Origin of the sequence: Neotamlana laminarinivorans (genome assembly GCF_020523925.1) — a bacterium.
In the GTDB taxonomy this organism is placed as follows: domain Bacteria; phylum Bacteroidota; class Bacteroidia; order Flavobacteriales; family Flavobacteriaceae; genus Neotamlana; species Neotamlana laminarinivorans.
Genome location: NZ_JAJAPW010000003.1, coordinates 1 through 26,409 on the forward strand (window position 1 = coordinate 1; position 26,409 = coordinate 26,409).

23 protein-coding genes are annotated in these 26,409 nt (G+C 32.8%); 8 read left to right on the forward strand and 15 right to left on the reverse strand.

All coding sequences use genetic code 11. The features are described from left to right. The 3 genes from LG649_RS06785 to LG649_RS06795 all read right to left on the reverse strand — a co-directional run. Window positions 1–931, reverse strand: a 931-nt coding sequence (locus LG649_RS06785) for a hypothetical protein (protein ID WP_226542569.1), incomplete at its 3' end; no start/stop codon positions are given. A 98-nt stretch (window positions 932–1,029) separates the two neighbouring features. Further along, entirely contained in the window at window positions 1,030–1,446 is a 417-nt protein-coding gene (locus LG649_RS06790; RefSeq protein WP_226542571.1) for a midas domain-containing protein, read from the reverse strand. 59 nt (window positions 1,447–1,505) lie between these two features. Next, window positions 1,506–2,741 (reverse strand): 3-deoxy-D-manno-octulosonic acid transferase, encoded by a 1,236-nt coding sequence (locus LG649_RS06795; protein WP_226542573.1) that lies wholly within the window; start codon window positions 2,739–2,741, stop codon window positions 1,506–1,508. A 148-nt stretch (window positions 2,742–2,889) separates the two neighbouring features. On the opposite strand from LG649_RS06795, the gene LG649_RS06800 reads away from it, so the two are divergent. Both LG649_RS06800 and galE read left to right on the forward strand, forming a co-directional pair. Continuing rightward, complete coding sequence (locus LG649_RS06800; RefSeq protein ID WP_226542575.1) at window positions 2,890–4,017, forward strand: DegT/DnrJ/EryC1/StrS family aminotransferase; 1,128 nt, start codon at window positions 2,890–2,892, stop codon at window positions 4,015–4,017. After that, window positions 4,010–5,032, forward strand: a complete 1,023-nt coding sequence (gene galE, locus LG649_RS06805; protein ID WP_226542577.1) for a UDP-glucose 4-epimerase GalE — start codon at window positions 4,010–4,012, stop codon at window positions 5,030–5,032. The genes LG649_RS06800 and galE overlap by 8 nt, the downstream gene beginning before the upstream one ends. Window positions 5,033–5,066: 34 nt before the next feature. Here the strand turns inward: galE and lspA are convergent, their stop codons facing one another. The 4 genes from lspA to LG649_RS06825 are packed head-to-tail and all read right to left on the reverse strand — an operon-like array spanning window position 5,067 to window position 9,021. Further along, window positions 5,067–5,579: a signal peptidase II gene (lspA, locus tag LG649_RS06810; protein WP_226542579.1), complete on the reverse strand. Its 513-nt coding sequence runs from the start codon at window positions 5,577–5,579 to the stop codon at window positions 5,067–5,069. 3 nt (window positions 5,580–5,582) lie between these two features. Continuing rightward, window positions 5,583–6,476, reverse strand: a complete 894-nt coding sequence (gene fabD, locus LG649_RS06815; protein ID WP_226542581.1) for an ACP S-malonyltransferase — start codon at window positions 6,474–6,476, stop codon at window positions 5,583–5,585. A 34-nt stretch (window positions 6,477–6,510) separates the two neighbouring features. Then, on the reverse strand, window positions 6,511–8,073 hold the full coding sequence (locus tag LG649_RS06820) for an NAD(P)/FAD-dependent oxidoreductase (protein WP_226542583.1): 1,563 nt from the start codon (window positions 8,071–8,073) through the stop codon (window positions 6,511–6,513). A gap of 42 nt (window positions 8,074–8,115) precedes the next feature. Continuing rightward, complete coding sequence (locus LG649_RS06825) at window positions 8,116–9,021, reverse strand: dihydrofolate reductase (protein ID WP_226542585.1); 906 nt, start codon at window positions 9,019–9,021, stop codon at window positions 8,116–8,118. Window positions 9,022–9,283: 262 nt separating this feature from the next. Here LG649_RS06825 and LG649_RS06830 point away from each other — a divergent pair, with 262 nt between their 5' ends. After that, a complete protein-coding gene (locus LG649_RS06830; protein ID WP_226542594.1) occupies window positions 9,284–9,586 on the forward strand; it encodes an isoamylase early set domain-containing protein in 303 nt (100 codons plus the stop codon). A 52-nt stretch (window positions 9,587–9,638) separates the two neighbouring features. Here LG649_RS06830 and LG649_RS06835 read toward each other — a convergent pair whose 3' ends face one another. From LG649_RS06835 to LG649_RS06855, 5 genes are all read right to left on the reverse strand, one after another. Continuing rightward, a complete protein-coding gene (locus LG649_RS06835) occupies window positions 9,639–10,463 on the reverse strand; it encodes a thymidylate synthase (RefSeq protein WP_226542609.1) in 825 nt (274 codons plus the stop codon). Between the two features lie 132 nt (window positions 10,464–10,595). After that, on the reverse strand, window positions 10,596–12,116 hold the full coding sequence (locus LG649_RS06840) for a NupC/NupG family nucleoside CNT transporter (RefSeq protein WP_226542611.1): 1,521 nt from the start codon (window positions 12,114–12,116) through the stop codon (window positions 10,596–10,598). A gap of 14 nt (window positions 12,117–12,130) precedes the next feature. Beyond that, entirely contained in the window at window positions 12,131–12,751 is a 621-nt protein-coding gene (locus tag LG649_RS06845) for a bifunctional nuclease family protein (RefSeq protein WP_226542620.1), read from the reverse strand. A 121-nt stretch (window positions 12,752–12,872) separates the two neighbouring features. Next, window positions 12,873–13,832 carry an electron transfer flavoprotein subunit alpha/FixB family protein gene (locus tag LG649_RS06850; protein WP_226542622.1) on the reverse strand — a complete coding sequence of 320 codons (960 nt, stop codon included), beginning with the start codon at window positions 13,830–13,832 and terminating at the stop codon, window positions 12,873–12,875. A gap of 105 nt (window positions 13,833–13,937) precedes the next feature. Beyond that, entirely contained in the window at window positions 13,938–14,684 is a 747-nt protein-coding gene (locus tag LG649_RS06855) for an electron transfer flavoprotein subunit beta/FixA family protein (protein WP_226542624.1), read from the reverse strand. Window positions 14,685–14,841: 157 nt separating this feature from the next. Here LG649_RS06855 and LG649_RS06860 point away from each other — a divergent pair, with 157 nt between their 5' ends. Continuing rightward, entirely contained in the window at window positions 14,842–15,819 is a 978-nt protein-coding gene (locus LG649_RS06860) for a pyruvate dehydrogenase complex E1 component subunit beta (RefSeq protein ID WP_226542626.1), read from the forward strand. 63 nt (window positions 15,820–15,882) lie between these two features. Next, the gene (locus LG649_RS06865) at window positions 15,883–18,390 is read left to right on the forward strand and encodes a DUF5686 and carboxypeptidase-like regulatory domain-containing protein (protein WP_226542628.1); all 2,508 of its coding nucleotides are present in this window, start codon (window positions 15,883–15,885) and stop codon (window positions 18,388–18,390) included. Window positions 18,391–18,401: 11 nt separating this feature from the next. On the opposite strand, the gene LG649_RS06870 is transcribed toward LG649_RS06865, so the two are convergent. Continuing rightward, window positions 18,402–19,031, reverse strand: coding sequence for a YiiX/YebB-like N1pC/P60 family cysteine hydrolase (locus LG649_RS06870; RefSeq protein ID WP_226542630.1), 630 nt, complete (start codon window positions 19,029–19,031; stop codon window positions 18,402–18,404). 31 nt (window positions 19,032–19,062) lie between these two features. Continuing rightward, window positions 19,063–21,291, reverse strand: a complete 2,229-nt coding sequence (locus tag LG649_RS06875) for a M1 family metallopeptidase (RefSeq protein WP_226542632.1) — start codon at window positions 21,289–21,291, stop codon at window positions 19,063–19,065. A 212-nt stretch (window positions 21,292–21,503) separates the two neighbouring features. On the opposite strand from LG649_RS06875, the gene LG649_RS06880 reads away from it, so the two are divergent. The 3 genes from LG649_RS06880 (at window position 21,504) to LG649_RS06890 (ending at window position 25,787) form a co-directional block, all read left to right on the forward strand. After that, the gene (locus tag LG649_RS06880; RefSeq protein ID WP_226542634.1) at window positions 21,504–22,031 is read left to right on the forward strand and encodes an inorganic diphosphatase; all 528 of its coding nucleotides are present in this window, start codon (window positions 21,504–21,506) and stop codon (window positions 22,029–22,031) included. Between the two features lie 303 nt (window positions 22,032–22,334). Then, window positions 22,335–24,710 carry a sodium-translocating pyrophosphatase gene (locus tag LG649_RS06885; protein ID WP_226542636.1) on the forward strand — a complete coding sequence of 792 codons (2,376 nt, stop codon included), beginning with the start codon at window positions 22,335–22,337 and terminating at the stop codon, window positions 24,708–24,710. A gap of 75 nt (window positions 24,711–24,785) precedes the next feature. Continuing rightward, window positions 24,786–25,787 (forward strand): App1 family protein, encoded by a 1,002-nt coding sequence (locus LG649_RS06890; protein ID WP_226542638.1) that lies wholly within the window; start codon window positions 24,786–24,788, stop codon window positions 25,785–25,787. A 2-nt stretch (window positions 25,788–25,789) separates the two neighbouring features. Here the strand turns inward: LG649_RS06890 and LG649_RS06895 are convergent, their stop codons facing one another. After that, a complete protein-coding gene (locus tag LG649_RS06895) occupies window positions 25,790–26,404 on the reverse strand; it encodes a deoxynucleoside kinase (RefSeq protein WP_226542640.1) in 615 nt (204 codons plus the stop codon). Between the last annotated feature and the right edge of the window lie 5 nt (window positions 26,405–26,409).

A 26,409-nucleotide genomic window follows, 5' to 3' on the forward strand; every position in this document is an offset into this window, starting at 1 on the left:
TTTCACGTTTTATTTGTTGGGCTTTTAACGCTTCAATTTTTGCTTTCGCAATAGAGTCTTGTTGCTGTTTATATTTTAGGTTTTGAATACGAATTTGTTCTAATTTTATTTCTTCAGCTTTAGCTATATTAATGGAGTCTAGAATTTGCTTTTGTTTTTCCGTTTCACGTTTTATTTGTTGGGCTTTTAACGCTTCAATTTTTGCTTTCGCAATAGAGTCTTGTTGCTGTTTATATTTTAGGTTTTGAATACGAATTTGTTCTAATTTTATTTCTTCAGCTTTAGCTATGTTAATGGAGTCTAGAATTTGCTTTTGTTTTTCCGTTTCATGTTTTATTTTTTGGGCTTTTAACGCTTCAATTTTTGCTTTCGCAATAGAGTCTTGTTGTTGCTTATATTTTAAATTCTGAATACGAATTTGTTGTAGTCTTTTTTCTTCAGCTTTAGCTTTTGTAATAGAATCTTGAATTTTCTTTAGTTGGGCTGTATTAGGTTGTTGTTTTTGATCTTCTGTTGCTTTAGCTTTTTTATTTTGTGCTTCAAGTATTAATAAAGAGTCTTGTTTAATTTTTTCTAAAACTTGTAGGTCTTTATAGCTTTTACCGCGAGATTTTATAGCTTTTAGTTTTTGAGTTTCTTCGTAGTCAAAATATAAATCCATCATGGCTTCGTTTACTAATAAAAAACGGTCTTTAACGTAGCCTTCAGTGTTGTTATATTTTACTTTATAAGTGTAGTTTCCTATAAACTGAGTAACAATGCAGGGGTCGAACTCTTTAAACTCGGCAATGGCCTCTGTGTTATTAGAATTTTTAAATAATTTGCCATTATCTACAAATTCTGTTTTTATCGTTACATTTTGAGCGAATACAATTGAAATAGTGAAAAAAAATAGTAGGGAAAAAATAGCTGGTTTATAAAGTTTGCTCATTTTTCTTTTAATCTTTTTGGGGATTAGGATCTAAATTTAATAAAAAAAACCGCTTTTAAGCGGTTTTCTAAATTTATTGATGAGTGTTTCTAAATGAATTAATCTTTAGTTAACTCATTTGCTTTTTCTTTTACAGCATCACTAGCTTTATTAATTGATTCTTTAGAAGATTCTATGGCTTTGTTGGTAGCTTCTTTTGTGCTTTCAGCTGCGCCTTCAATGGCTTCTCCTGTTTTGTTTGCTGCTTCTTTAGCAGAGTCTACAGCGCCATCAATTGCATCACCAGCTTTTTCTCCTGCTTCTTTAGCAGAATCTTTAGCGTTTTCTAATGCTTCACCTGCAGAATCTACAGCATTATCTACAGTTTCGCCTGCTTTTTCTAAAGCGCCTTCAGTAGCATCGGCAGCATCATCCATTGCTTGTTCTACATCGTTTCCAGCTTTTGTGTCTCTACAAGAAGTAAAGGTTAAACTTAAAGCTAAAATTAAAACTGTACTTAAAAGTAATTTTTTCATTGGTTTTGTTGTTTTGTATTAAAGTTTATTTAATAGCATTTTGCTATTTATGTTTAAACTTATATACGTAGGAAGTTTAGTATTTGGATTACTGCTCCGCTATTTTCTTTAACATATAGAGCGTTTTTTTTACCGCTTTCAAAACAAAAAGTTTTATCTGTTATTAACTTAAACAAAGTTTTGTTAAATTCTGTTTGGTTGGCTATGGTAAACATGCCACCATTTTTAATTAAGGCGAAAGCTTCCGGAAAATTTTTGTAGTTATTTCCAATTACAATAGGAATACCAAAAACAGCAGGTTCTAAAGTGTTATGTAGGCCAGTATTTCCTATAGCTCCGCCTACATAAGCTATATTAGCATAGTTGTATATTTTTGATAGAATACCAATTGTATCTACAATAAATACTTTAGCGTCTTTAAGTATTGAGTTTTCTTTTTCAGAAAAAAGTGCCGTTTCGCATTTTAAACTGTCTTTTAAATTTAAAATTTGTGTTTTCTTAATATTATGTGGGGCAATAATATATTTAACATCTAACTCTGGGTTGTTATTTATAAAATTGGAAAGAAAACGTTCGCCTTCAGGCCATGTACTTCCGGCAACAATACAAATCTTATTGTTTTTAAAAGTTTCAATATATGGTAATGCGTTATTTTGTTTTAATTGGTTTGAAACTCTATCAAACCTGGTGTCTCCAGATACAGTAGTGTTAATATAATCAATGTTATTTAATAAGTTTTTTGAGTTTTCGTCTTGTGTAAAAATATGGCTAAATGCAAACAAAGCCTGTTTGAATTTTTTGCCATAAAACTTAAAATATATTTGATTTTTTCTAAAAACTGCAGATATTAAAATAGCATTTAACTGGCGCTTTTTTAATGTGTTTAAAAAGTTTGGCCAAATATCATATTTAACAAAAACGGAGAGTTCGGGGTTTACAATATTTAGAAATTTTTTAGCATTTTTTTTTGTGTCAATAGGCAAATACACAACAATATCTGCAACTGGGCTATTTTTTCGAATTTCGTAACCAGAAGGCGAAAAAAAGCTTAAAATAATTTTATGGTTGCAATATTTAGATCTTAAAGCTTCAAATACCGGTAAACCTTGCTCGTATTCACCTAAAGAGGCACAATGAAACCAAAGTGTTTTGTCAGTTTTAGTTATAACCTTTTCTAGTATGTTAAAGGTTGCTTTTCTTCCTAAAACCCCTTTTTTTATTTTTTTATTAAAGGGTGCAATGGCTTTTAGAATTACTTTGGCTAATTGTATGGCTATGTTATATAAAAAATTCAAAATTTAATTTTATGCTAAAATACATTTCTTTTGAATTAAAATTATTGGTAACAAAGGTGAATTTCGTAATTTCGTAACCAACAACACTAAGTAAGGTGTGCGAATAAGTCTGTCTTATTAATTTACTCAAGACTTTAATTATTTATAGATGAAAAAAATACAAATGGTAGACCTAAAAGGTCAATACAACGATATAAAAACTATAGTAAACGATTCAATACAAGAAGTTTTAGAAAATTCAGCATTCATAAACGGCCCAAAAGTTCATGAGTTTCAAAAAGAATTAGAAAATTATTTAGGTGTAAAACACGTTATTCCGTGTGCTAATGGTACTGATGCTTTACAAATTGCTATGATGGGTTTAGGGCTAAAGCCTGGAGATGAGGTTATAACAGCCGATTTTACTTTTGCAGCAACTGTTGAGGTTATTGCACTATTGCAATTAACTCCCGTTTTAGTTGATGTTAATGCAGACGATTTTAATATAAATATAGAAGCAATAAAAAAAGCAATTACACCCAAAACTAAAGCTATAGTGCCTGTACATTTGTTCGGTCAATGTGCTAATATGGATGCTGTAATGGAAATTGCAAATGAGCATAATTTATTTGTTATTGAAGATAATGCCCAAGCTATTGGAGCAAATTACACGAATAAAAATGGAGAAACCGTTAAAGCAGGAACTATTGGTCATGTTGGCGCGACATCATTTTTTCCATCAAAAAATTTAGGTTGTTATGGTGATGGAGGTGCTATTTTTACTAACAATGATGATTTGGCTCACACCATTCGAGGTATAGTAAATCATGGTATGTACAAACGTTATCATCACGATGTGGTAGGCGTTAATTCTAGATTAGATAGTATTCAAGCTGCAGTGTTAAATGCTAAATTGCCAAATTTAGATAAATACAATGAAGCAAGACAAAATGCAGCTAGCAAGTATGATGAAGCATTTAGTGGCAATGAAGTAGTTGTAACACCTTATCGTAACGAACAAGACCACGTATTCCATCAATACACTTTAAAAATCACAAATGGTAAACGTGACGCTTTAGTAAAACATTTAAATGATAATAGTATACCTTGTGGGGTTTATTACCCAATTCCATTGCATAAACAAAAGGCTTATACAGATGAAAGATATGTGGAGTCAGAATTTAAAGTAACTAATCAACTTGTTGAAGAAGTAATTTCTTTACCTATGCATACAGAGTTAGATGATGAACAAATTGCACATATAACATCAACTATAATAAACTTTTTAAATGAATAAAATTTTAGTAACAGGCGGATTAGGCTTTATTGGGTCTCATACCGTAGTGGAATTACAAAATGAAGGATTTGAAGTTGTAATTATTGATGATTTATCAAATTCTTCTGAAAAAGTTTTAGATGGTATTACAGCCATTACAGGCAAAAAACCAGTTTTTGAAAAACTTGATTTAAAAGAAAAAAGCGCTGTTGAAGCTTTTTTTACAAAACATAACGATGTAAAAGGAGTTATCCATTTTGCAGCAAATAAAGCTGTAGGTGAAAGTGTAAAAGAACCCTTAATGTATTATGAAAATAATGTAGGAGCGTTAGTTTACATTTTAAAAGAATTAAAGAAATTACCCGCAGCTAATTTTATTTTTAGCTCGTCTTGTACAGTTTATGGGCAAGCAGATAAATTACCAATTACAGAAAATGCAGAAGTAAAACAAGCAGAATCTCCTTACGGTAATACAAAACAAATTGGCGAAGAAATAATTCAAGACACCTGTAATGCCGTACCTAGTCTTAAAGCCATTGCATTAAGGTATTTTAATCCTATAGGGGCACACGAATCGGCCAATATAGGAGAATTACCTTTGGGTGTTCCTCAAAATTTAGTGCCATTTATAACGCAAACTGCGGTTGGTTTAAGAGAGCAATTGTCGGTTTTTGGAGATGATTATCCAACACCAGACGGAACTTGCATACGCGACTATATTCACGTGGTAGATTTAGCTAAAGCTCATGTTGTTGCTCTACAACGATTACTGGATGGTAGTAATAAATCACAGTATGAAACGTTTAACTTAGGAACAGGAAAAGGAAGCTCTGTACTTGAAGTCGTAAAGTCTTTTGAAAAAGTTTCGGGAGAAAAATTAAACTATAAAATAGTAGATAGAAGAGCTGGTGATGTTATTTCTGCTTATGCGGATACCATGAAAGCTAAAAATGAATTAGGTTGGGAAACTAAATTAAGTTTAGATGAAGCCATGGCTTCGGCATGGAAATGGGAAAAAAAAGTAAGAGGAAAATAAACTTTTATTACATATTTTAAAAAGAAAGAGGTTGCTATTCGGCAACCTCTTTCTTTTTAAAACTTTTAAATACTAATATTATCATACCGGTTGTAACAGATAAATCAGCCATATTAAATATGCCTGTTTTAAAAACACCGCCTAAATCTATAAATAAAAAATCGGTTACAGATCCAAAAGCAATTCTATCAAAAATGTTAGCAACCCCTCCTCCAATTATACTAGCAAAAGCAAATAGAGACCAAGTATCTAAGCTTTTGTCTTTAATAATATAACGAAGTACAATTGCTAAAACAATAATGGGTAAGATTAGAAGTAAAATTAACCTTAAAGTTGGGTGTAAATCGCTGCCCATACCTAAAAAGGCACCCTTGTTTTCAACATTCATTAGCCAAAAAATATCACCAATTATAGAAATGCGTTCACTTGGGCGTGTTTCGGTTTGTCCAATTACGTTTGCACGAACAATTATTTTAGAAATTTGGTCTACAGCAATTGTTAAAACAGTTACTACAGCTATAAAAATAGAACGTTTAGATAACTTCATTTTTTAACTTATACTTTCTAAAACAGCTGAAGTTACAGCCATTGGTCTATTTATTTTTTTAACTAAACCTTGTAGTACTTTACCAGGTCCTACTTCTGTAAATAATGTTGCACCATCGGCGATCATTTGCTGTACAGATTGTGTCCATTTTACAGGATCGGTAAGCTGGGAAATTAAATTGGCTTTTATTTCATTTTCATTAAGAACAGCCTTAGCTGTTACGTTTTGATAAATTGGGCAAATAGGTTTGCTAAAGTTAGTTGTTTCAATTTTAGCAGCAAGCTCTTCGCGAGCAGGTTCCATTAATGGAGAATGAAAAGCACCACCTACCTTTAAAATTAACGCACGACGTGCGCCCTTTTCGGTTAAGGTTTCACAAGCCTTATTTATAGCTTCCATTTCTCCAGAAATAACTAATTGTCCAGGACAGTTATAGTTAGCTGCTACTACCACACCATTAGTGTTAGCACAAATATCTTCTACAATTTTATCTTCAAGTCCTAAAACTGCAGCCATTGTTCCTGGTACATTATCACAAGCTTTTTGCATAGCCTGAGCTCTTGTAGAAACTAAGTTTAATCCATCTTCAAAATTTAAAACGCCATTGGCTACTAAGGCTGAATATTCACCAAGTGAGTGGCCGGCAACCATATCTGGTTTGAAACTATCTCCTAATGTTTTTGCTAATATAACAGAATGTAAAAAAATAGAAGGTTGAGCTACTTTAGTTGCTTTAAAATCTTCATCGGTTCCTTCAAACATAATATCTGTAATGTTGAAACCTAAGATGCTATTTGCTTGTTCAAATAATTCTTGAGCTAAAGGAGAATTTTCGTAAAGGTCTAAACCCATACCTGAAAATTGAGCACCTTGTCCTGGAAAAATAAATGCGTTCATATTTAAAATTTAGTTTTGCAAAAGTAATAATAAATTATAACTTAAGATTGTTTGTGGCAGCTTCGGCACATCGTTCGCCATCCATGGCAGCAGAAATAATACCTCCTGCGTAACCAGCGCCTTCACCACAAGGAAATAAATTAGAAATTTCAGGATGTTGTAATTTATCTGTTCTAGGAATAGAAACAGGTGATGAGGTTCTAGATTCCACACCAATAATATTGGCTTCTTTGGTATAATAGCCATTCATTTTTTGTCCAAAAGCCATAAACCCTTTTCGCAAACGAGAACCAATTAGTTTTGGTAATAGTGAATGTAGTGGGGCACTATTTAAACCAGGTTGGTAAGAAGAATCGTTTAAGGTGTTTGATATATTGCCTTCAACAAAATCTGTTAATCGCTGTGCAGGAGCTACTTGGCTTCTTCCACCTGATGTAAATGCTAATTTTTCTAAATTTTTCTGATATTCTAAACCTTTTAAAGCTCCAAATTGTTCGTATTTAGGTAAATCTTTATGTGCATCAATTTCTACAACTATACCAGAATTGGCATATAAATTATTTCGTTTAGATGGTGACATACCGTTAACAACAACCTCGCCATTTGCTGTAGCAGCTGGTACTATAAATCCGCCTGGGCACATACAAAAACTATATACACCACGACCATTTACCTGTTGAACTAAGCTATACGATGCTGCAGGTAATAATTCGTGTCGGTTGCCAGAGCAATGGTATTGTATAGAATCTATAATGTGTTGTGGGTGTTCAACACGAACGCCCATGGCAAACGATTTAGCTTCAATAGTAATTTCTTTTTTGTAAAGTAAGTAAAAAATATCTCGAGCTGAATGGCCTGTTGCTAAAATTACTTTTTCGACTGGTGTTTCTTCTGTTTCATTTAAAATTATAGCGTTTATAGCATTATTGTGAATTTTAAAATCTGTAACACGTGTGTTAAAATGAATTTCTCCACCATAATTTAAAATAGTTTCACGAATATTTTGAACCACTTTAGGTAGTTTGTTGGTACCAATATGTGGATGAGCATCTACGAGTATTTGGTCTGTTGCGCCATGATAAACTAAGTTTTCAAAAATTCTGCGAACATCACCGCGTTTTAAACTGCGTGTATAGAGTTTGCCATCACTATAGGTTCCTGCTCCGCCTTCACCAAAACAATAGTTAGAGTTTTCGTTTACTTCGTGATGTTGATTTATGGCTCTTAAATCTCTGCGACGATCTTTTACATTTTTTCCACGTTCTAAAACTATTGGTTTAAACCCCAGTTCTATACAACGCAGTGCTGCATACATTCCGGCAGGACCAAAACCAATGATGTGAACTGGTTTGGCTTTTGAAACATCTTTGTAATTAAAGTTGTACTCTGAATTTTTGGGAATAGGTTCGTTAATAAAAACGGCAACCTTATAATTAAGTATTATTTTAGGTTTACGGGCATCTATTGATTTTCGTAAAACTTTAATACCTGCAATTTCATCTTGATTTATTCCTAATTTTATTGCTGATTTTATAATCAGAATATTACTGATTTCTTCTTCTTTTAAGGAAATACGAAGCTGAATTTCTTTTACCATAGAGCAAAATTAGATAAAATTACTTTTGTAAAGGTGTTACATCTATTTTCTTTCGTAAGTAATAAACGAAAATTCATAATCATGATTTTTATCTTTTTTATGAAAAATGTTTTCCGTTTCCTTCCATATTGCATCATCTATTTCGGGGAAAAAAGTGTCTGCTTCAAAACTATGGTGTACTCTGGTTAGTTCAATTTTATCGGCTAATGTCATGGCTTGCTTATAAATTTCTCCACCGCCAATAATAAAGGGCTGTGAATCTGTTTTAGCAGCATCAATAGCATCTTCTAAATTATTTACAATTATAACGCCGTTTGGGGCATTATAATTTTTTTGTCTGGTTATAACCACATGTGTTCTATTTGGCAAGGGTTTGGGGAAACTTTCAAAAGTTTTTCTGCCCATTATAATATAATGTCCATTAGTTAGTGCTTTAAAACGCTTTAAGTCGTCACTTAAGTGCCATATTAGTTGGTTTCCTTTTCCAATAGCATTGTTTTCGGCAGCGGCAACAATTATGGTTAGATTAGCATTATTAGTAATTGTTTTTTTATACACTTCAGATTGTGCAACTAGAGCTTCCTCTTTAATTAAACCTTGTTTTAGTTTATTAATTCGTTCTTGTTGTTTATTTATCAGTTTATCTAATTGCGCTTTTTCCCAATTTTTCCCCATAAATTTGTGTATGATAAATACACTAAAAATGTGATAAATAAGCAGGAAGAGCCAAATTAAAATTGCAAACAAAAACCATTCTTTTCCAAAAAAAGTAATGTCTTTACCAATTCCTAATGCTGTGTTAGCAATAATTAAAAATACGGCACCAATTAAAAAAATAATAAAATGGATATAAAGTCTTTTTTTTTGCTTTATTCTTTTTTGTGCATTTTCAATAAGTTCTAATTGGTCTTTATCTATCTGTGGTTTAGTTTTCTTTTTTCCAAACATATGTTAAAATTATAATGTAAAGTTAATGGTTTTTTCGGGTTATGTTTTAATTAAATTAAATAGCAAACTATTTGTAAATCAATTAAAAATGAAATTAATAGCAATAATAAAATTGGTTTACCATAAAAAAATGTAAAAAATGCAAGAAATTACTAGTTTGTTTTTGTTAATTTAATAATTCTGTGTCATTTAGTTTTAAAAAAAGTTTTTCAAAAAAAATCTTTTATAAATTTGTAAGATAAAATGCTAAAAATATAAAATTATGTCTATTAAAAAACAGTATTTAAAATCTAAGCCTATTTGCAAGGTTACTTTTGCGATTAAGCCAGAAGATGAAGCTACACAAGTTTCCGTTGTTGGTAGTTTTAATGAATGGAATTCTGAAGCTAATCCATTAAAGAAATTAAAAGACGGAACTTTTAAAGGAACAGTAGATTTAGAGAAAGATAAATCGTATGAGTTTAAGTATTTAATTGATGAGACAGTTTATACAAATGAAGCAGAGGCAGATGCTTTGGCTTGGAATGATTTTGCAGGAGCAGAAAATAGCGTTTTAAACGTTTAAATATATAAAAATAAAAAGCACTTTATACATTTTAAAGTGCTTTAAAAAAATACTAGATAGCAACCTTACCTTTTATATGTGGGTGAGGGTTGTAATCTTTAAGTGTAAAATCTTCAAATTTGAACTCAAAAATATCTTTAATATTTGGGTTTAAAATCATTTTTGGAAGAGTTCTAGGTGTTCTGGTTAATTGTAGTTCTAATTGCTCAAAATGATTGCTATAAATATGAGCATCACCAAAGGTGTGTATAAAATCTCCTGCTTCATAACCGCAAACTTGAGCCATCATCATTGTGAATAAGGCATATGAAGCTATATTAAAAGGTACACCTAAAAATATATCGGCACTTCGTTGATATAATTGGCACGATAATTTTCCATTGGCTACGTAAAATTGAAAAAAGGCATGACAAGGAGGTAAAGCAGCTTTTCCATTTGCAACATTTTCGCTAAAGCTTTTAGATGTATCTGGCAAAACCGAAGGGTTCCATGCAGAGACTAGCATTCTACGACTATTAGGGTTGTTTTTTAAAGTTTCAATTACCTCTTTAATTTGATCTATTTCATCGCTATTCCAATTTCGCCATTGGTGGCCATAAACAGGTCCTAAATCACCATTTTCATCTGCCCATTCATTCCAAATACGCACACCATTTTCCGTTAAATAGTTAATATTGGTATCGCCTTTTAAAAACCATAGAAGTTCGTAAATAATAGATTTTAAGTGAAGCTTTTTTGTTGTAACCATAGGGAAGCCTTCGCTTAAATCGAAACGCATTTGGTACCCAAAAACACTTTTAGTTCCTGTTCCTGTTCTATCACCTTTTTCATTCCCGTTTTCTAAAACGTGTTTTACTAAGTCGTGGTATTGTTTCATACAATTATTGTGTCACTAAAGTGAGTGTCTTATTTTTATTAAACTGAGGTGTTATTTTATAGGTAAAAATATAAAAAAGCATCAAAATTTTTTTTGATGCTTTTACTATGTTATTATAAAGTTATTAACGTCTTAGCCTATAATCATACCAGCAATAGTGGCCGAAATTAACGATGCAATAGTACCGCCTATTAAGGCTTTCATACCAAATTGTGATAGTACTTTACGTTGACCAGGAGCAAGAGATCCAATGCCACCAATTTGTATACCAATGGATGCAAAATTTGCAAAACCACAAAGCATATAAGTAGCCATAATAATAGATTTTTCGTAGGTTAAATGGATAGAGTTTCCAGCATTTTTTAAATCAGCTAATTGTATATAGCCAACAAATTCGCTAGCTGCTAATTTTATACCCAAGAGCTGTCCCATTAGTGCCATATCTTCTTTAGCTACACCGATTAACCACATTAATGGTGAGAATATATAACCTAGAATAAATTCTAACGATAAACTTTCATAACTTGTGTTTTCAACAATCCATGAATTTAATCCAAGGAAATATCCTACTTTTTCAAACCCGAAATTTATCATGGCAATAAAAGCAACAAAAACAAGAAGCATAGCACCAACATTTACTGCAAGCTTTAAGCCTTCGGTGGTACCGTTCGCAATGGCATCTAATATGTTTGAACCAATTTTTTCTTGTGATACATTAACATCTGTGTTTACATCTTCAGTTTGAGGAAATAAAATTTTTGAAATAACAATAGCTCCAGGAGCAGCCATAACTGATGCTGCAAGTAAGTGTTTAGCATAAAATAAACGTAATTCTGCATCGTCGCCACCTAGAAAACCAATGTAAGCTGCTAAAACGGCTCCTGCCACGGTAGCCATACCACCAATCATTACCAAAAGCATTTCCGATTTATTCATTTTTTCTAAATAAGCCTTTATTAGTAAAGGAGCTTCGGTTTGGCCTAGAAAAATATTTCCAGCTACGCTTAAGCTTTCTGCTCCAGAAATTTTTAAAACCTTTGATAGTAAATGAGCCATTATTTTAACAACACGTTGTATAATGCCAAGGTAAAATAAAACAGAAGTTAAGGCTGAAAAGAAAATGATAGTAGGTAAAACTTGAAAGGCAAATATATACCCAAAGGTGTCCATATCTACAACCAAACCTTCAAATAAAAACTTGCTGCCCGCCCTTGTAAACTCTAATACTTGTACAAAAAGGCTTCCAATAAATTCGAATATGCTTTTTACAAAATCTACTTTTAAAACTCCAACTGCTATTACTAATTGAAATGCTAAACCAAGCCCAACAATTTTCCAGTTAATAGCTTTTTTATTGCTACTAAATAAAAATGCTACAAAAACTAAGGTTACCATCCCTAAAACTCCACGCCATAAACTTTTAAATGTAAAACCTTGGCTAGGAATTATTTTTGCAGGTTCTGAAGGTGTTGAGTTTTGAAGATTTGTTACTGTTTCAGGTATAACTTCAGTTGAAGTTTGTAAAGAATCTTTAATTGCTGTTGCAGCAGTCTCAACGGAGTCGAGAATTGGTGTCGTATCTAAATCTTGTGAAAAAGTAAATGTTGTAAATAGAAAAAATACAGGAATTAGGTACAAAAACGGCTTACTCATATTTTAATTTTATGTTATTCTCGTTTTGAAATTTCGTCGCGAATATGTGCTGCTTTTTCGTAGTCTTCGTTAGCAACCGCTTCATCTAATAGTTTATGAAGCTCTTCAATTGTTTTAGATGCGAAATTATCTTTAGGTTTGTTAGGCTCTAGCTCGTTTGATACTAAATCGTCCATCAAAATACTATCTTGATCTTCGTTATCATCTTCTTTCTTGGGGTTTACTTTAAGGTAAATTCCTGCCTTATCAAGAATATTTTTGTAGGTAAAAATAGGCGCTTGAAAGCGTAAAGCTAGTGCTATGGCATCACTAGTTCTAGCATCTATAATTTCTTCAATTTTATCGCGTTCACAAATTAAGCTTGAGTAAAAAACACCATCAACAAGCTTGTGTATTATAACTTGCTTAACAATAATATCGAAACGATCTGCAAAATTTTTAAATAAATCGTGAGTTAACGGTCTAGGAGGGCTTATTTCTTTTTCTAGAGCAATGGCTATAGATTGAGCTTCAAAAGCGCCTATTACAATGGGGAGTTTGCGATCTCCGTCTACTTCATTTAAAATTAAGGCATAAGCACCATTTTGGGTTTGGCTGTATGATATACCTTTTATATTTAATCTTACTAAACTCATAATTTATTAAAAAGCAAAGAACTGTTTAAATTAGGACTTTACCAACTGCTAAAGGCAGATTTATGATAAACTGCTAATTTAAACAGTTCATTTGAAAGCAATAAATTTAAATAAATAAAATTTATTGTTGTGCTTTAAAGGCTTTTAATTTTTCAATTAAAGCAGGAACTACTTCAAAAGCGTCGCCAACAACACCGTAATCTGCAGCTTTAAAGAAAGGTGCTTCAGGATCTGTATTTATTACAACTTTTACTTTAGAAGCATTTATTCCAGCTAAATGCTGTATGGCTCCCGATATTCCAATTGCAATATAAAGGTTAGATGCTACAGGTTTACCGGTTTGTCCAACGTGCTCGCTGTGTGGACGCCAACCTAAATCTGAAACAGGTTTAGAGCATGCTGTTGCAGCTCCTAAAACTTCAGCTAAATCTTCAACCATTCCCCAGTTTTCAGGGCCTTTTAACCCACGTCCGCCAGAAACAACTATTTCGGCATCGGCAATACTTACTTTGTCTGATGCTTTATCAACAGATTCTACAGTGATTTTTAAATCGGGAATTGAAGGCGAAAATTCTTCCGTGGAAGCGCTACTGCTGGTTTCAACTAAACCAAATGAATTATTTGATACTCCCACAATTTTTACATCTGAAGTGATTTCTGTAATTTCAAATGCTTTATTTGTAAAAGCTGTTCGTTTTACTTTAAACGGACTTGTACTTTCTGGTTTTGCTATAACATTTGATGCATAACCTGCATTTAAACCAACCGATAATAAAGGAGCTAAATACTTGCTGTCTGCAGAAGAACTTACTACAATAACGGTTGCATTTTCTTTTTCTGCTGCTTGCTTAATAACTTGTGCATAGGCATTTGCATTAAACGTTTTTAATGTATCATTATTTACTTGTAAAACTTTGTCTACACCATAAGTTCCAAGAGCAGCAGTATTGTTAGCGTTAATAGCAATTGCTGTAACTGTGGTTCCTAAGTCGGTTGCTATTGCTTTTGCGTAACTAGCAACCTCAAAAGCTGCCTTTTTAAAGACACCTTGATCTGATTCTGTATATACTAAAACTGACATATTTTTCTTTTTTTTTTATTCCCGATAAAACGGAAATCTGATTTATTTTTTACTTCTAAATTCTCAAAAGATCCTGAAATTAATTCAGGAAGATTTAATTACAAATTAAATTACTTTTGCTTCGTTATGAAGTAAGTTTACCAACTCATCTAAATTATCTGGTGCAACCAGAGTTACTGCACCTTTTGGGGCAGGTTTTTCAAATGTAACAGAGTTTGTTTGAGCTGTTGCATCAATAGGTTCGGCAACGGTTAAAGGTTTTTTGCGCGCCATCATTATACCACGCATATTAGGTATGCGTAAATCGCTTTCTTCAACTAAGCCTTTTTGCCCTCCAATAACTAGGGGTAGAGTTGTAGAAACGGTTTCTTTTCCTCCATCTATTTCGCGTGTTGCTTTAGCAGTTGTTCCCTCAATTTCTAAACCAATACAATTGTTTACAAAATTGGCCTCTGTTAAACCAGCAATCATGCCTGGTACCATTCCTCCATTATAATCTATAGATTCTCTACCAGCAATTATTAAATCGTAACCTCCCGTTTTTACAACGTTAGCTAATTGTTTAGCAACAGTAAAACTATCTAGGGCAGCTGTATTAACTCTAATAGCGTCATCGGCCCCTATTGCAAGGGCTTTACGTAAAGTAGGTTCTGTTTCAGGACCGCCAACATTTACAACCGTAACGCTAGCGCCTTGTTTTTCTTTTAACCACATGGCTCTGGTTAGGCCAAATTCATCATTTGGATTAATAACAAATTGTACGCCGTTGGTATCGAATTTGCTATTACTATCTGTAAAGTTTATTTTTGAAGTCGTATCGGGTACATGACTTATACAAACTAATATTTTCATAAAATTTAGTATTTAAAGGTCTTATTTTTTATTGTCGCTACGAAGTTAATTATTTATTTTGAAAAATACTATGCATGCATAATAAAATTTAGTTAATTTCTTGTTAGTGAGTTTCCCATTTATTGTTATTTTTGTGATTCGATAAAAATATATATTAATGAAGACAATTCAATTTAGAGAAGCTATTGCCGAAGCCATGAGCGAAGAAATGCGTCGCGATGAAAGCATTTATTTAATGGGTGAAGAGGTTGCTGAATATAATGGAGCTTACAAGGCATCAAAAGGAATGTTGGATGAGTTTGGTCCAAAACGTGTAATAGATACACCAATTGCAGAGCTTGGTTTTGCAGGTATTGCTATTGGTTCTACTATGACAGGAAATAGACCTATTGTTGAGTATATGACGTTTAACTTCTCTTTAGTTGGTATTGATCAAATTATAAATAATGCTGCTAAAATTAGGCAAATGTCTGGTGGGCAGTTTAATTGCCCTATTGTATTTCGTGGTCCAACAGCCTCAGCAGGACAATTAGGAGCAACACATTCACAAGCTTTTGAAAACTGGTTTGCAAACACTCCAGGTTTAAAAGTTGTGGTACCATCTAATCCATACGATGCAAAAGGATTACTGAAAGCTTCTATACGCGATAACGATCCAGTTATATTTATGGAAAGTGAGCAAATGTATGGTGATAAAGGTGAAGTTCCAGAAGGTGAATACATTATTCCGTTAGGGGTTGCCGATGTAAAACGTGAAGGTACAGATGTTACAATAGTATCATTTGGTAAAATTATAAAAGAAGCATACAAAGCAGCCGATGAATTAGAAAAAGAAGGTATATCTTGTGAAATTATCGATTTACGTACAGTACGCCCAATGGATAGAAAGGCGATTTTAGATTCTGTAAAGAAAACCAATCGCTTAGTAATTTTAGAAGAGGCATGGCCATTTGGTAATGTTGCTACCGAAATTACATATTTAGTCCAAGATCAAGCTTTTGATTACTTAGACGCCCCAGTTGTTAAAATAAATACAGCAGATACACCTGCGCCTTATTCTCCAGTTTTACTTGAAGAGTGGTTACCTAATAGTAACGATGTTGTAAAAGCTGTAAAAAAGGTTTTATATAAATAAATTATATTTTTTTACGTTATATAAACTTCATCGGCAGTATTGTTGATGAAGTTTTTTTATATTATGAAGCTTAAACTACTTATTGCCCTTATATTTTTCGGAATTTTTTCTGCCCAATCTCAAACTAAAGTTAGCGGATATGTGTTTGATGAGTTTGATCAACCCGTATCTTTTGCCAATGTTATTTTTAAAGGTTCTACCCAAGGAACTATTACAGACGAAAATGGGAAGTTTTATCTAGAGTCTAGCGAAACCTGGGATGCTTTAATAGTGTCTTTTATTGGTTACGAAACATTAAATATTTCTTTAGATAAAAAAGTGAATTACGATTTAAAATTTATTTTAAAAGAAGAAACAAGTCAACTAGATCAAGTTGTAATTTTTACCGGAAAACAATCTAAGAAAAATAATCCAGCAATTGATTTGCTTCGAAAAATTTGGGAACATAAACGTAGCAATGGCTTAAAACAATTTAAACAATACGAGTACGAAAAGTATGAAAAAGTAGAGTTTGATATTAATTCTGTAGATAGTGCCTTAATGAAAAGTAAGTTGTTTAAAGGTATGGAATTTGTTTTTGACCATGTTGATACATCCAACGTAACAGGTAAAGCTTATTTGCCAATGTTTATTAATGAAGCGGTTTCTAAAGTTTATGGAGATAATATACTTAATAAAACAAAAGAAGTTTTAGAAGGAAATAAAAACTCTGGTTTTAGCGATAATCAAATTATTATCGATTTCGTAAACGATTTATATAACGATTTTAGTGTTTATGATAATTACCTTAAGTTTTTCGACAAAAGTTTTGTAAGTCCCCTTTCAAGAACTGGAATAAACACTTACAATTACGTGTTAACAGACAGTTCTTTTATTGACGATAAATGGTGCTACAATATAGTTTACTACCCTCGTCGTAAAAACGAATTAACCTTTAAAGGCGATTTTTGGGTAGCAGATACTACTTATGCTATAAAAGAAATTAACCTTCAAGCTTCAAAAAGTGCTAATATTAACTGGGTTAAAGATATTTATATAGAACAAGAGTTCGAAGTACTAACCGATTCCCTTTTTCTTGTTAAGCGCGATTATATGATGAGTGACTTCTCTTTTAGTAAAAAAGATGAAGCTCAAGGTATTTATGGCAAACGAACCACTATTTACAATAATTATAAATTTGATATTGAAAAAGATAAAAAATTCTACGATAGAGAAGTTTATAACTATAATAAAGATGTATATAATCGTGATGATGAGTTTTGGCAAAACAATCGTTTAGAAGATTTGAATAAAGACGAAAAAGGGGTTTACAAAATGCTAGACACCTTAAAGACTGTAAAAAAATTTCAAAGACTTTACAATTTGGGAAGCATTTTAGCTTCTGGTTATATAGAGTTTAACACACTCCCGCTAGATTACGGACCAATTTTTTCAACCTTCGGCTTTAACGAAGTTGAGGGTTTACGATTACGAACAGGTGGTCGTACTTATTTTGGACCAAATGATTTGTGGCGTTTAGAAGGTTTTACTGCATATGGTTTTCGTGACGATAAGTTTAAATACGGAATTTCAGGTAAATGGCTCCTCGATAAAAAAAGTCGCCTAATTATTTCTGGAGGAAACCGGCGTGATGTAGAACAAATAGGAGCAAGTTTAACAACAAGTACCGATGTATTAGGCAGAAGTTTGGCTTCATCATCAGTGGTTGGTACAAGTACTAACGACAAGTTAACGTCTATAAATTTAACAAGTCTAGCTATTGAGGCCGAACCATGGAGAAATGTAATTTTCAGACTTTCAGGAAATTACAGAACCTTAGAGTCGGCATCACCAACCTTTAGTTTAGATTATAATACTCCCGATGGTATAGCATCAGAAATTAAGCAATACGAAAGTTCATTATCTGTATCGTACTATCCAAAGCGAAAAATGACTGGTTTTGGAGTTGAGCGAAGAATAGCAAATGACGATTTTCCTAGTTTATTTGCTCAAGTTTCCAGAGGAGATAAAAGCGTTTTTGATAGTGATTTTGATTATACTAAGGTTCAACTATCATATATACAGCCATGGCAAATAGGAGGCTTTGGGCGTTTAACCACAACTATTGAAGCTGGTAAAACATTTGGAGAAGTACCACTTGGGTTATTAAGTGTTATTCCGGGTAATCAATCATATTTTTCAATTTATAACACATTTTCTCAATTAGATTTTTACGAATTTGTTACTGATACTTATGCTTCATTTCATTTTGAACATAATTTTAATGGACGCTTATTCTCTAGAATACCATTTTTACGTAAATTAAACTTAAGAGAAATTGTTAGTGTTCGTGGAGCATGGGGTGATTTATCTGAAGAAAATATAACCTTAAGTAATGTGCCATCTAACCCAAATAATATTCAGCTTATTGCACCAAGAAACGAGCCTTATTATGAATATAGTTTAGGTGTTGGTAATATTTTTAAAGTGTTTAGAATTGATTTTAATTTTAGAGGAAACTATAAAGATGATATGGCTTACCCTGAAGCTAGAAAGTTTGGAGTAACCGGAAGTTTTGGGTTTAACTTTTAATGTTAAAAGGTTTAATTAATAGTCTTAATAAATATTAAGTTGTTGCTACTAGCCATTTTATTTGGGTTGCAGCCTAGTTTTCCTTCTGGAATGGGAATGCCTAATACTTTATAATGTTCTATCCAACCGTTGTGAAATTTATTAGTTTTTGGGTCTTTAAACGTCATAGGTTCTAGCCCAAAAATACTATCAGTTTTAAAGACTTCGTAAACATATTCCGAGCAGTAAAATCCTTCATCTTCTAAAATATAAGTAGTGTTATACGGGTTGCCTACCCAAGTTTTTGCTTGCTTAATGGCTTTATTTATATCGTCTTTTTTTAATGATTTAATTCTATATAAATCTACGTTATAATATTCTTTATTATCTGATTTAATAAATTCATTCAAGAGTTCTTTAACTACACCTTTATTGTAATCGGCATGGTAAACATAAGTGGTTTTGTTAGCAACCTCACAAATACCCATGTGGGTATAATTATTTTTGGCTTGAGTTTGCGTAACCTCATTTATAGCACTAGATAGTTTGCTTGTTGTTGCACCGCGAAAAACAATATCGCCAGTTTTGATGTTTTTATTTGTTTTACAGCTAGAGCCAAGTAAGGCAAGGCCAATATAAATTAAGCAGTTTCGTAAATTCAACAGTTTTTATTTAGTATTAGTGTTTTCTCTGTTAATTGTTTTTAGATTTAAAAGCATCAAAATTAGAAGGTTTTTCTTCTTTAGGAAAACTGTTGTTATAGTCGTCTGTATCAGCAAGTTCAAATCTTGGATCTAAATTTACTTTACTAACTTCTTTATTTTTAATAAAAGTATGTTGAATTTCGTATTCATTTCTGCGCCAAACCTCTGCAGGAAGTTTATCTGTTTCTGTTGTTCCATCGGTAAAAGTCCATTCAACAATTACCGGCATAACTAGTCCGCCACGATTTTTTACTGTAATTTCATAAATGTTTTTGCCAGAAAGTTGTTTTCTAACTTCATCTTCGTTTAAACGAGATAAAAACTGCCCGTAGGCTTTGTCTGGAGTCTCAATCATATTTACATATTCTGGACCGTTACTAAAATCTTTTGTTTCAGTGTTAGGGTTTATTTCGCTAGCTGTAATTTTACTTTTTGATGTCCTATTTTTATCTTCGATATTTGTATTTTCTTCGTAAACTTTAAACCACTTTACATTGCTTAATTCCATGTCTACATGGTCTGTAGTAAAAAACCAGCCTCTTATAAACCAATCTAAATCGGTAGCAGTTGCATCTTCAAGAGTTCTAAATAAATCGCTTGGGTTTGGGTGCTTGTATTTCCAACGGTTAGCATATTCTTTAAAAGCTTCGTCAAAAAGTTCTTTGCCAATTATGGTGTTTCTTAGCATTTGTAGACCAACGGTAGGTTTTTGATAAAAATTTCTTCCAAATTGATTGAATAATTCGTTGTCCGAAGCTGTCATTATTGGTCGTAAAATATTTTTATCTCCATCCATAAATGCTACAATGCTTTTTGGTGTAGTGTGATTAAAATTAGGATAGCGTTCAGCTAGTGTTCTTTGGTGTAAAAAGGTGTTTAATCCTTCGTCCATCCACATCCATTTGCGCTCATCCGAGCTTACAATCATAGGAAACCAATTGTGTCCAACTTCATGAATAATTGTGCTTAGCATACCTTGTTTAGCACGTTCGCTAATGTTGCCATTTTTGTCTGGTCTTCCGCCATTAAAACTTATCATTGGAAACTCCATTCCAATATTAGAGGTATTTACAGATATACAAACAGGGTAGGGGTAATCAAAAGTAGCATCAGAATATACCTCAATAGCATTTTTTATGGCTATTGTAGAGTTGTCTTTCCATACAGGAAGTCCTTCTTTTGGGTAAAGCGACATAATTAAAACATTATTGGTTTCAAGCTTTACGGCTTGCGCATCCCATAAAAACTTTCTGGAAGAAGCAAATGCAAAATCGCGAACATTTTTTGCTTTAAATTTCCATGTTTTTTGTTTTTTAGATTTTGTTTTTTCGTTTTCTATGGCTTCATCCTTAGTGATAATCATCATAGGTTTATCAAAAGTTTTTTTTGCTTTTTCCAAACGCTTTAATTGTGTTTTAGATAAAACAGACTCACTGTTTTCTAAGGTTCCTGTGGCAGCAATTATATGGTCTGCAGGCACTGTAATTTCAACATTGTAATCACCAAACTCTAGGGCAAATTCTCCTAGTTTTTGAAATTGTTGATTTTGCCAACCTTCAGTATCGCTGTAAACAGCCATTCTAGGGAACCAATGGGCAATTAAATAGGTTGTATTATCGTCTTCAGGAAAATATTCGTAGCCTTCACGAGAAAGGCGATACATACTTCTATCTGTAATTGGATAAGACCATTTAATAGCTATTGTGGTAGATGTGCCAGATTTTAATACGGTACTTAATTTTACCTTCATCATAGTATTATTAACAATACTTTTTAATGGGTTTCCATTTCCATCTTTAATTTCTTTTATAGTGTAACCCGCAGGGAAATCTATAGCACGGGTTAAAAGTTGCATTTTTTGAGTAGTAATAGAATCTTTAACTCTATTGTTAATCGAGCCAAAATCTTCATTTCCTTTTTTATTTACATTTTGCTCTAATTGTATCCATACATAGCTTAAATCATCTGGTGAATTATTAAAATAAGTAATGGTTTCTTCACCAGTTAAAATATTGGTGGTTTCGTTAATACTGGCTTTTATTTGGTAATTAGCACGCTGTTGCCAATAAGCATTTCCGGGAGCGCCGCTAGCTGTTCTGTAAGAGTTTGGCGGAGCAATAATATTATCTATAGGCTCAAATTTACCTTTCCAAGGTTGGGTTTGTGCAAAAGTTTGTAATGTAAAAGCTAAAAGGATTAAAAACAGAAAATTACGCATTGTGTAAGAGGTTAAAATAGTAGGCAATATAATAAATTGTAAGCCATTTTTAAGATAAACTTTATTATTATCTTTAAACTACATCGATATAGTGATAAAATAACATACATTAAACAGCCTTTTGTTGTTAAATGTTAAAGCAATTTTTACATTTGTGCAAGAAACCAAGCTAAATAAAAAAAACAAATCTATAACAATATATTCTTTAAGTTATGAGTAAAAAAAAATCAATAACTTTTGATGTTTTAATTGAAATACCAAAAGGAAGCCGAAATAAGTATGAATACGATTTTACATTACATAAAATACGTTTCGATAGAACATTATTTTCTTCAATGATGTATCCTGGAGATTATGGGTTTATTCCAGAAACTTTAGCATTAGATCAAGATCCTTTAGATATTTTAGTATTGTCTACAGAGCCATCTTATCCAATGGTGGTTATGGAAGTTCGACCTATAGGAGTGTTTCATATGACTGACGAAAAAGGTCCAGATGAAAAAATTATTTGTGTTCCAGTATCAGATCCTGTTTGGAACAAACGAACAGATATTGTTGATTTAAATCCGCACAGACTTAAAGAGATAGAGCACTTCTTTCAAGTTTATAAAGATTTAGAAAAGAAAAAAGTAGATGTTGGTGGTTGGGGAAATGCAGAAGAAGCAGTTAAAATTTATCATGAGTGTGTGCAACGTTACGAAGATAGTGAGCACAAGAAAAAACGTACTTTTACTATTTAGTTTAATAAAACTAAAAGCATAAATATATAATAAAATTAGTGAGCCATCTTTTTTAAGATGGCTTTTTTATGCTTAAAATTTTGGTTTTATAATTTTCTCTTATTAAAACGAAATCTAGTATTTGCAAACTCGATAATAGAAGATGGTAATACCTGATTTTCGTCATTAAAATATTGAATTATTAGTTTAAGTAAATTAAAAATGATAAATTTTTAACTAATCACCTTTTTTTTTATAAATTTTATTTTTCTATTTTAGAGGTTCAAACAAAAATTAATTGTTTAATTAAAACCAACTAACCACATGGAAAATATTCTAAAATTCTTACCACTTTTTGGAGTAATAGCCCTTGCTTTTGTATTTATTAAAAGCGCTTGGGTATCAAAACAAGATCAAGGCACAGACAAAATGAAACGCATAGCTAAAAACATTGCCGATGGTGCTATGTCTTTTCTTAAAGCCGAATATAAAATACTTTCAATTTTTGTTTTAGCAGTGGCTGTTCTTTTATTCTTTAAAGGAAATAATGAAGTAGGCTCAAATGGTATGGTAGCAGTATCATTTATAGTGGGTGCAATTTGTTCTGCATTGGCAGGTTTCATAGGTATGAAGGTGGCAACAAAAGCCAATGTTCGCACTACAAGTGCAGCCAGAACTTCCTTGGGTAAAGCATTAGAGGTTGCTTTTGCTGGTGGTGCTGTAATGGGGCTTGGAGTTGTAGGGCTTGGAGTTTTAGGTTTAAGCGGTCTATTTATTATTTACAGCGAAATGGGCTGGGGCTTAAACGAAGTATTAAATGTTTTATCAGGATTTTCACTTGGAGCATCATCTATTGCGCTTTTTGCTCGTGTTGGTGGTGGTATTTACACAAAAGCAGCCGATGTTGGAGCCGATTTGGTAGGTAAAGTTGAAGCTGGAATACCAGAAGATCATCCTTTAAACCCTGCCACAATTGCAGATAATGTTGGGGATAATGTTGGTGATGTTGCAGGTATGGGGGCCGATTTATTCGAGTCTTATGTGGGCTCAATAATTGGTACAATGGTTTTAGGTGCTTTTATAATTACACCAGGTGTAGCCAATGGCATTGGAGCTGTGTACTTGCCATTAGTTTTGGCGGCTGTTGGAATTATAATGTCTATTATTGGAACCTTTTTTGTTAAAGTTAAAGATGGTGGTAATCCGCAAACAGCTTTAAATATTGGAGAATTTGGATCTGCAGGTTTAATGTTAATAGCTTCTTATTTTATAATAAATAGTTTTATTCCCGAAAGTACTGAAGGGTTGGAGCACGGAGCAACAGGTGTTTTTATTGCTGTACTCGCAGGCTTAGTAGCAGGCTTAGCAGTTGGTAAAGTCACCGAATATTATACAGGAACTGGAAAAAAACCAGTAAATTCTATTGTAAAACAATCTGAAACAGGTTCTGCAACAAATATAATAGCAGGCTTAGGTATTGGTATGATGTCTACAGCTATTCCAATTATTTTAATTGCAGCTGCTATTTTAGTGTCACATCATTTTGCAGGCTTATATGGCATTGCCATTGCTGCTGTAGGTATGCTAGCCAACACAGGAATTCAGTTGGCTGTTGATGCCTACGGACCAATATCAGATAATGCAGGGGGCATTGCAGAAATGGCAGAATTACCAAGTGAAGTTCGTGAGCGTACCGATAAATTAGATGCTGTAGGAAATACCACAGCTGCTATTGGTAAAGGGTTTGCTATAGCATCGGCAGCTTTAACTGCTCTAGCACTTTTTGCAGCTTTCATGAAAACAGCAGGAATTACTTCTATTGATGTCTCTAAACCAAATATTATGGCAGGATTACTTGTTGGAGGTATGCTGCCATTTGTGTTTTCAGCGTTGTCTATGAATGCGGTTGGGCGTGCAGCCATGGCCATGATTGAGGAAGTACGTCGCCAATTCAGAGATATTCCACAGTTAAAAGCTGCGTTAGAAGTTATGCGTAAATACGATTCAGATATGTCGAAAGCTTCAGAAGCAGATAGAAAAATTTTCGATGCGGCCGATGGTGTAGCAGAATATGATAAATGTGTTGCTATTTCTACACAAGCTTCTATTAAAGAAATGATCTTTCCTGGTTTATTAGCTATAGCCGTTCCTGTAGCCATTGGTTTTGTAGGTGGAGCCGAAATGTTGGGTGGCACACTTGCGGGAGTAACTACTTGCGGTGTATTAATGGCTATTTTTCAGTCTAATGCAGGAGGCGCTTGGGATAATGCAAAAAAAACTATTGAAGAGCAAGGAAGAAAAGGCACAGATGCACACAAGGCAGCGGTTGTGGGTGATACCGTAGGCGATCCTTTCAAAGATACCTCTGGGCCTTCATTAAATATTTTATTAAAATTAATGTCTGTGGTGGCTCTTGTAATTGCGCCTAGTTTGGTTTCGAATGATGATGTTTCTGCCTATGCAATTAGTAGTGATGAAGTAAAAAAAGAAATTAAAGTCGAAATGACTAAAAATACAGAAGATTCTGTAAAGGCCATCGTAACTACTGTTATTAATAAAAATGGAACAGAAACTATAAGTTACCAAACTTTTAAAGGAACAGAAGCAGAAGTAAAAGCAAAGGTTGAAGCTTTAAATAAAGCTGATAAGCAAGACGGTGTTTCGGTTAGTAAGAAGATAAAAAAAGAAGTTGAAAAATAGTTTTAATTATAATTTTTTGAAAACCACGCTTTTTAGTGTGGTTTTTTTATTTTTATATCGTTATTAATATGCAAAATGTTTAAAAAAGACCCGCTTCAAATTATAGCTTTTCAAACCTATGGAACTTCAAATAGGCTGTATTTAAGAGGTCGAGCTCTTGAAGATGAAAGTATTAACTTAGAACAAAGAGGTGCATTTAAACTTATTTTTAATGCGTGGAAACGCTTTGAAACTGACGAAATAAAGCATGCTAAAATTAGGGTAAAGGTAGGAGAGAATACTATGTTTTACACAAAAACTAATCATCGAGGTTATTTTATTATCGATGAAAAGGTAGATAATTTAATGGCTTATGCTAATAGTGAAGGTTGGGTGTCTTTGGAGTTTTCGTATGATGTGGCAAATCTTCGACGCGTAATACAAATGAATAACAAATTTCCTGGCGAAATGTTAATTCCTTGCAAAGATGCTTCATTTGGAGTTATTAGTGATATTGATGATACCATTCTACATACAGGATTAGTTTCTATATTAAAATGGCGAGTTGTTTTTAATACGTTTTTAACTTCAGCAGGAAAGCGAATACCACGAGATGGGGCTCCAGAATTTTATCATTTATTGCATAGAGGTAAATCTGGTAAAGCAGCAAATCCTATATTTTATGTAAGTCATAGTCCATGGAATTTATATAGGTATTTAAAATACTTTTTAAGTAAAAATAACTTTCCAAAAGGACCTATTGTATTGCGGAATTTTCCGAAACCATTTAGTAAAAAAAAGAAAGATTATTTACCGCAAAAGCAAAAGGAAATAATAAATCTTTTAGAAACCTATACTCATTTACAATTTATTTTAATTGGAGATATTGGCGAGCATGATCCATACATATACAGGCAGTTGGCTGGAGATTATCCTAACCGTATTTTGGCTATTTATTTAATGAATGTTGAGCATAAAGGCAAAATGAAAAAAGTAAAGCATTTATTTAGTGAGTATAAAGATGTTCCTGTATTGTTAGTAGAAACTACAGAGCAAGCCATTAATCATGCTAAAAAACATGGTTTTGTAAAGGCTTAGGTTTAAAATAAGCCGTTTATTTCTGCGTCTATACGATTAATAACACTACCTAAATCTTCTGGGTTTGCAACAAAATCAAGATTATCTACATCAATAATTAAAAGCTTGCCTTTGTCGTAGCCATGAATCCAAGCTTCATATCTTTCGTTAAGTCTGCTTAAATAATCAATACTAATAGAGTTTTCGTAATCGCGACCACGTTTGTGTATTTGCGAAACAAGGTTAGATATTGAGCTGCGTAAATAAATTAATAAATCTGGGCCTTGAACTAACGATTCCATAAGCTCAAAAAGCGATCTGTAGTTTTCAAAATCTCTATTTGTCATTAAGCCCATAGCATGCAAGTTTGGTGCAAAAATATGAGCATCCTCATAAATAGTTCTGTCTTGAATAATATCTTTACCGCTTTGGCGAATTTGTAAAACTTGACGGAATCTGCTGTTTAAAAAATATACTTGCAAGTTAAAACTCCAACGTTCCATTTGGTTATAAAAATCATCTAAATAAGGATTGTCTACCACATCTTCCAATTGTGGTTCCCACTTAAAATGTTTAGCTAGTAGTTTGGTAAGCGTTGTTTTTCCTGCGCCAATATTTCCGGCAATTGCAATGTGCATAGTAA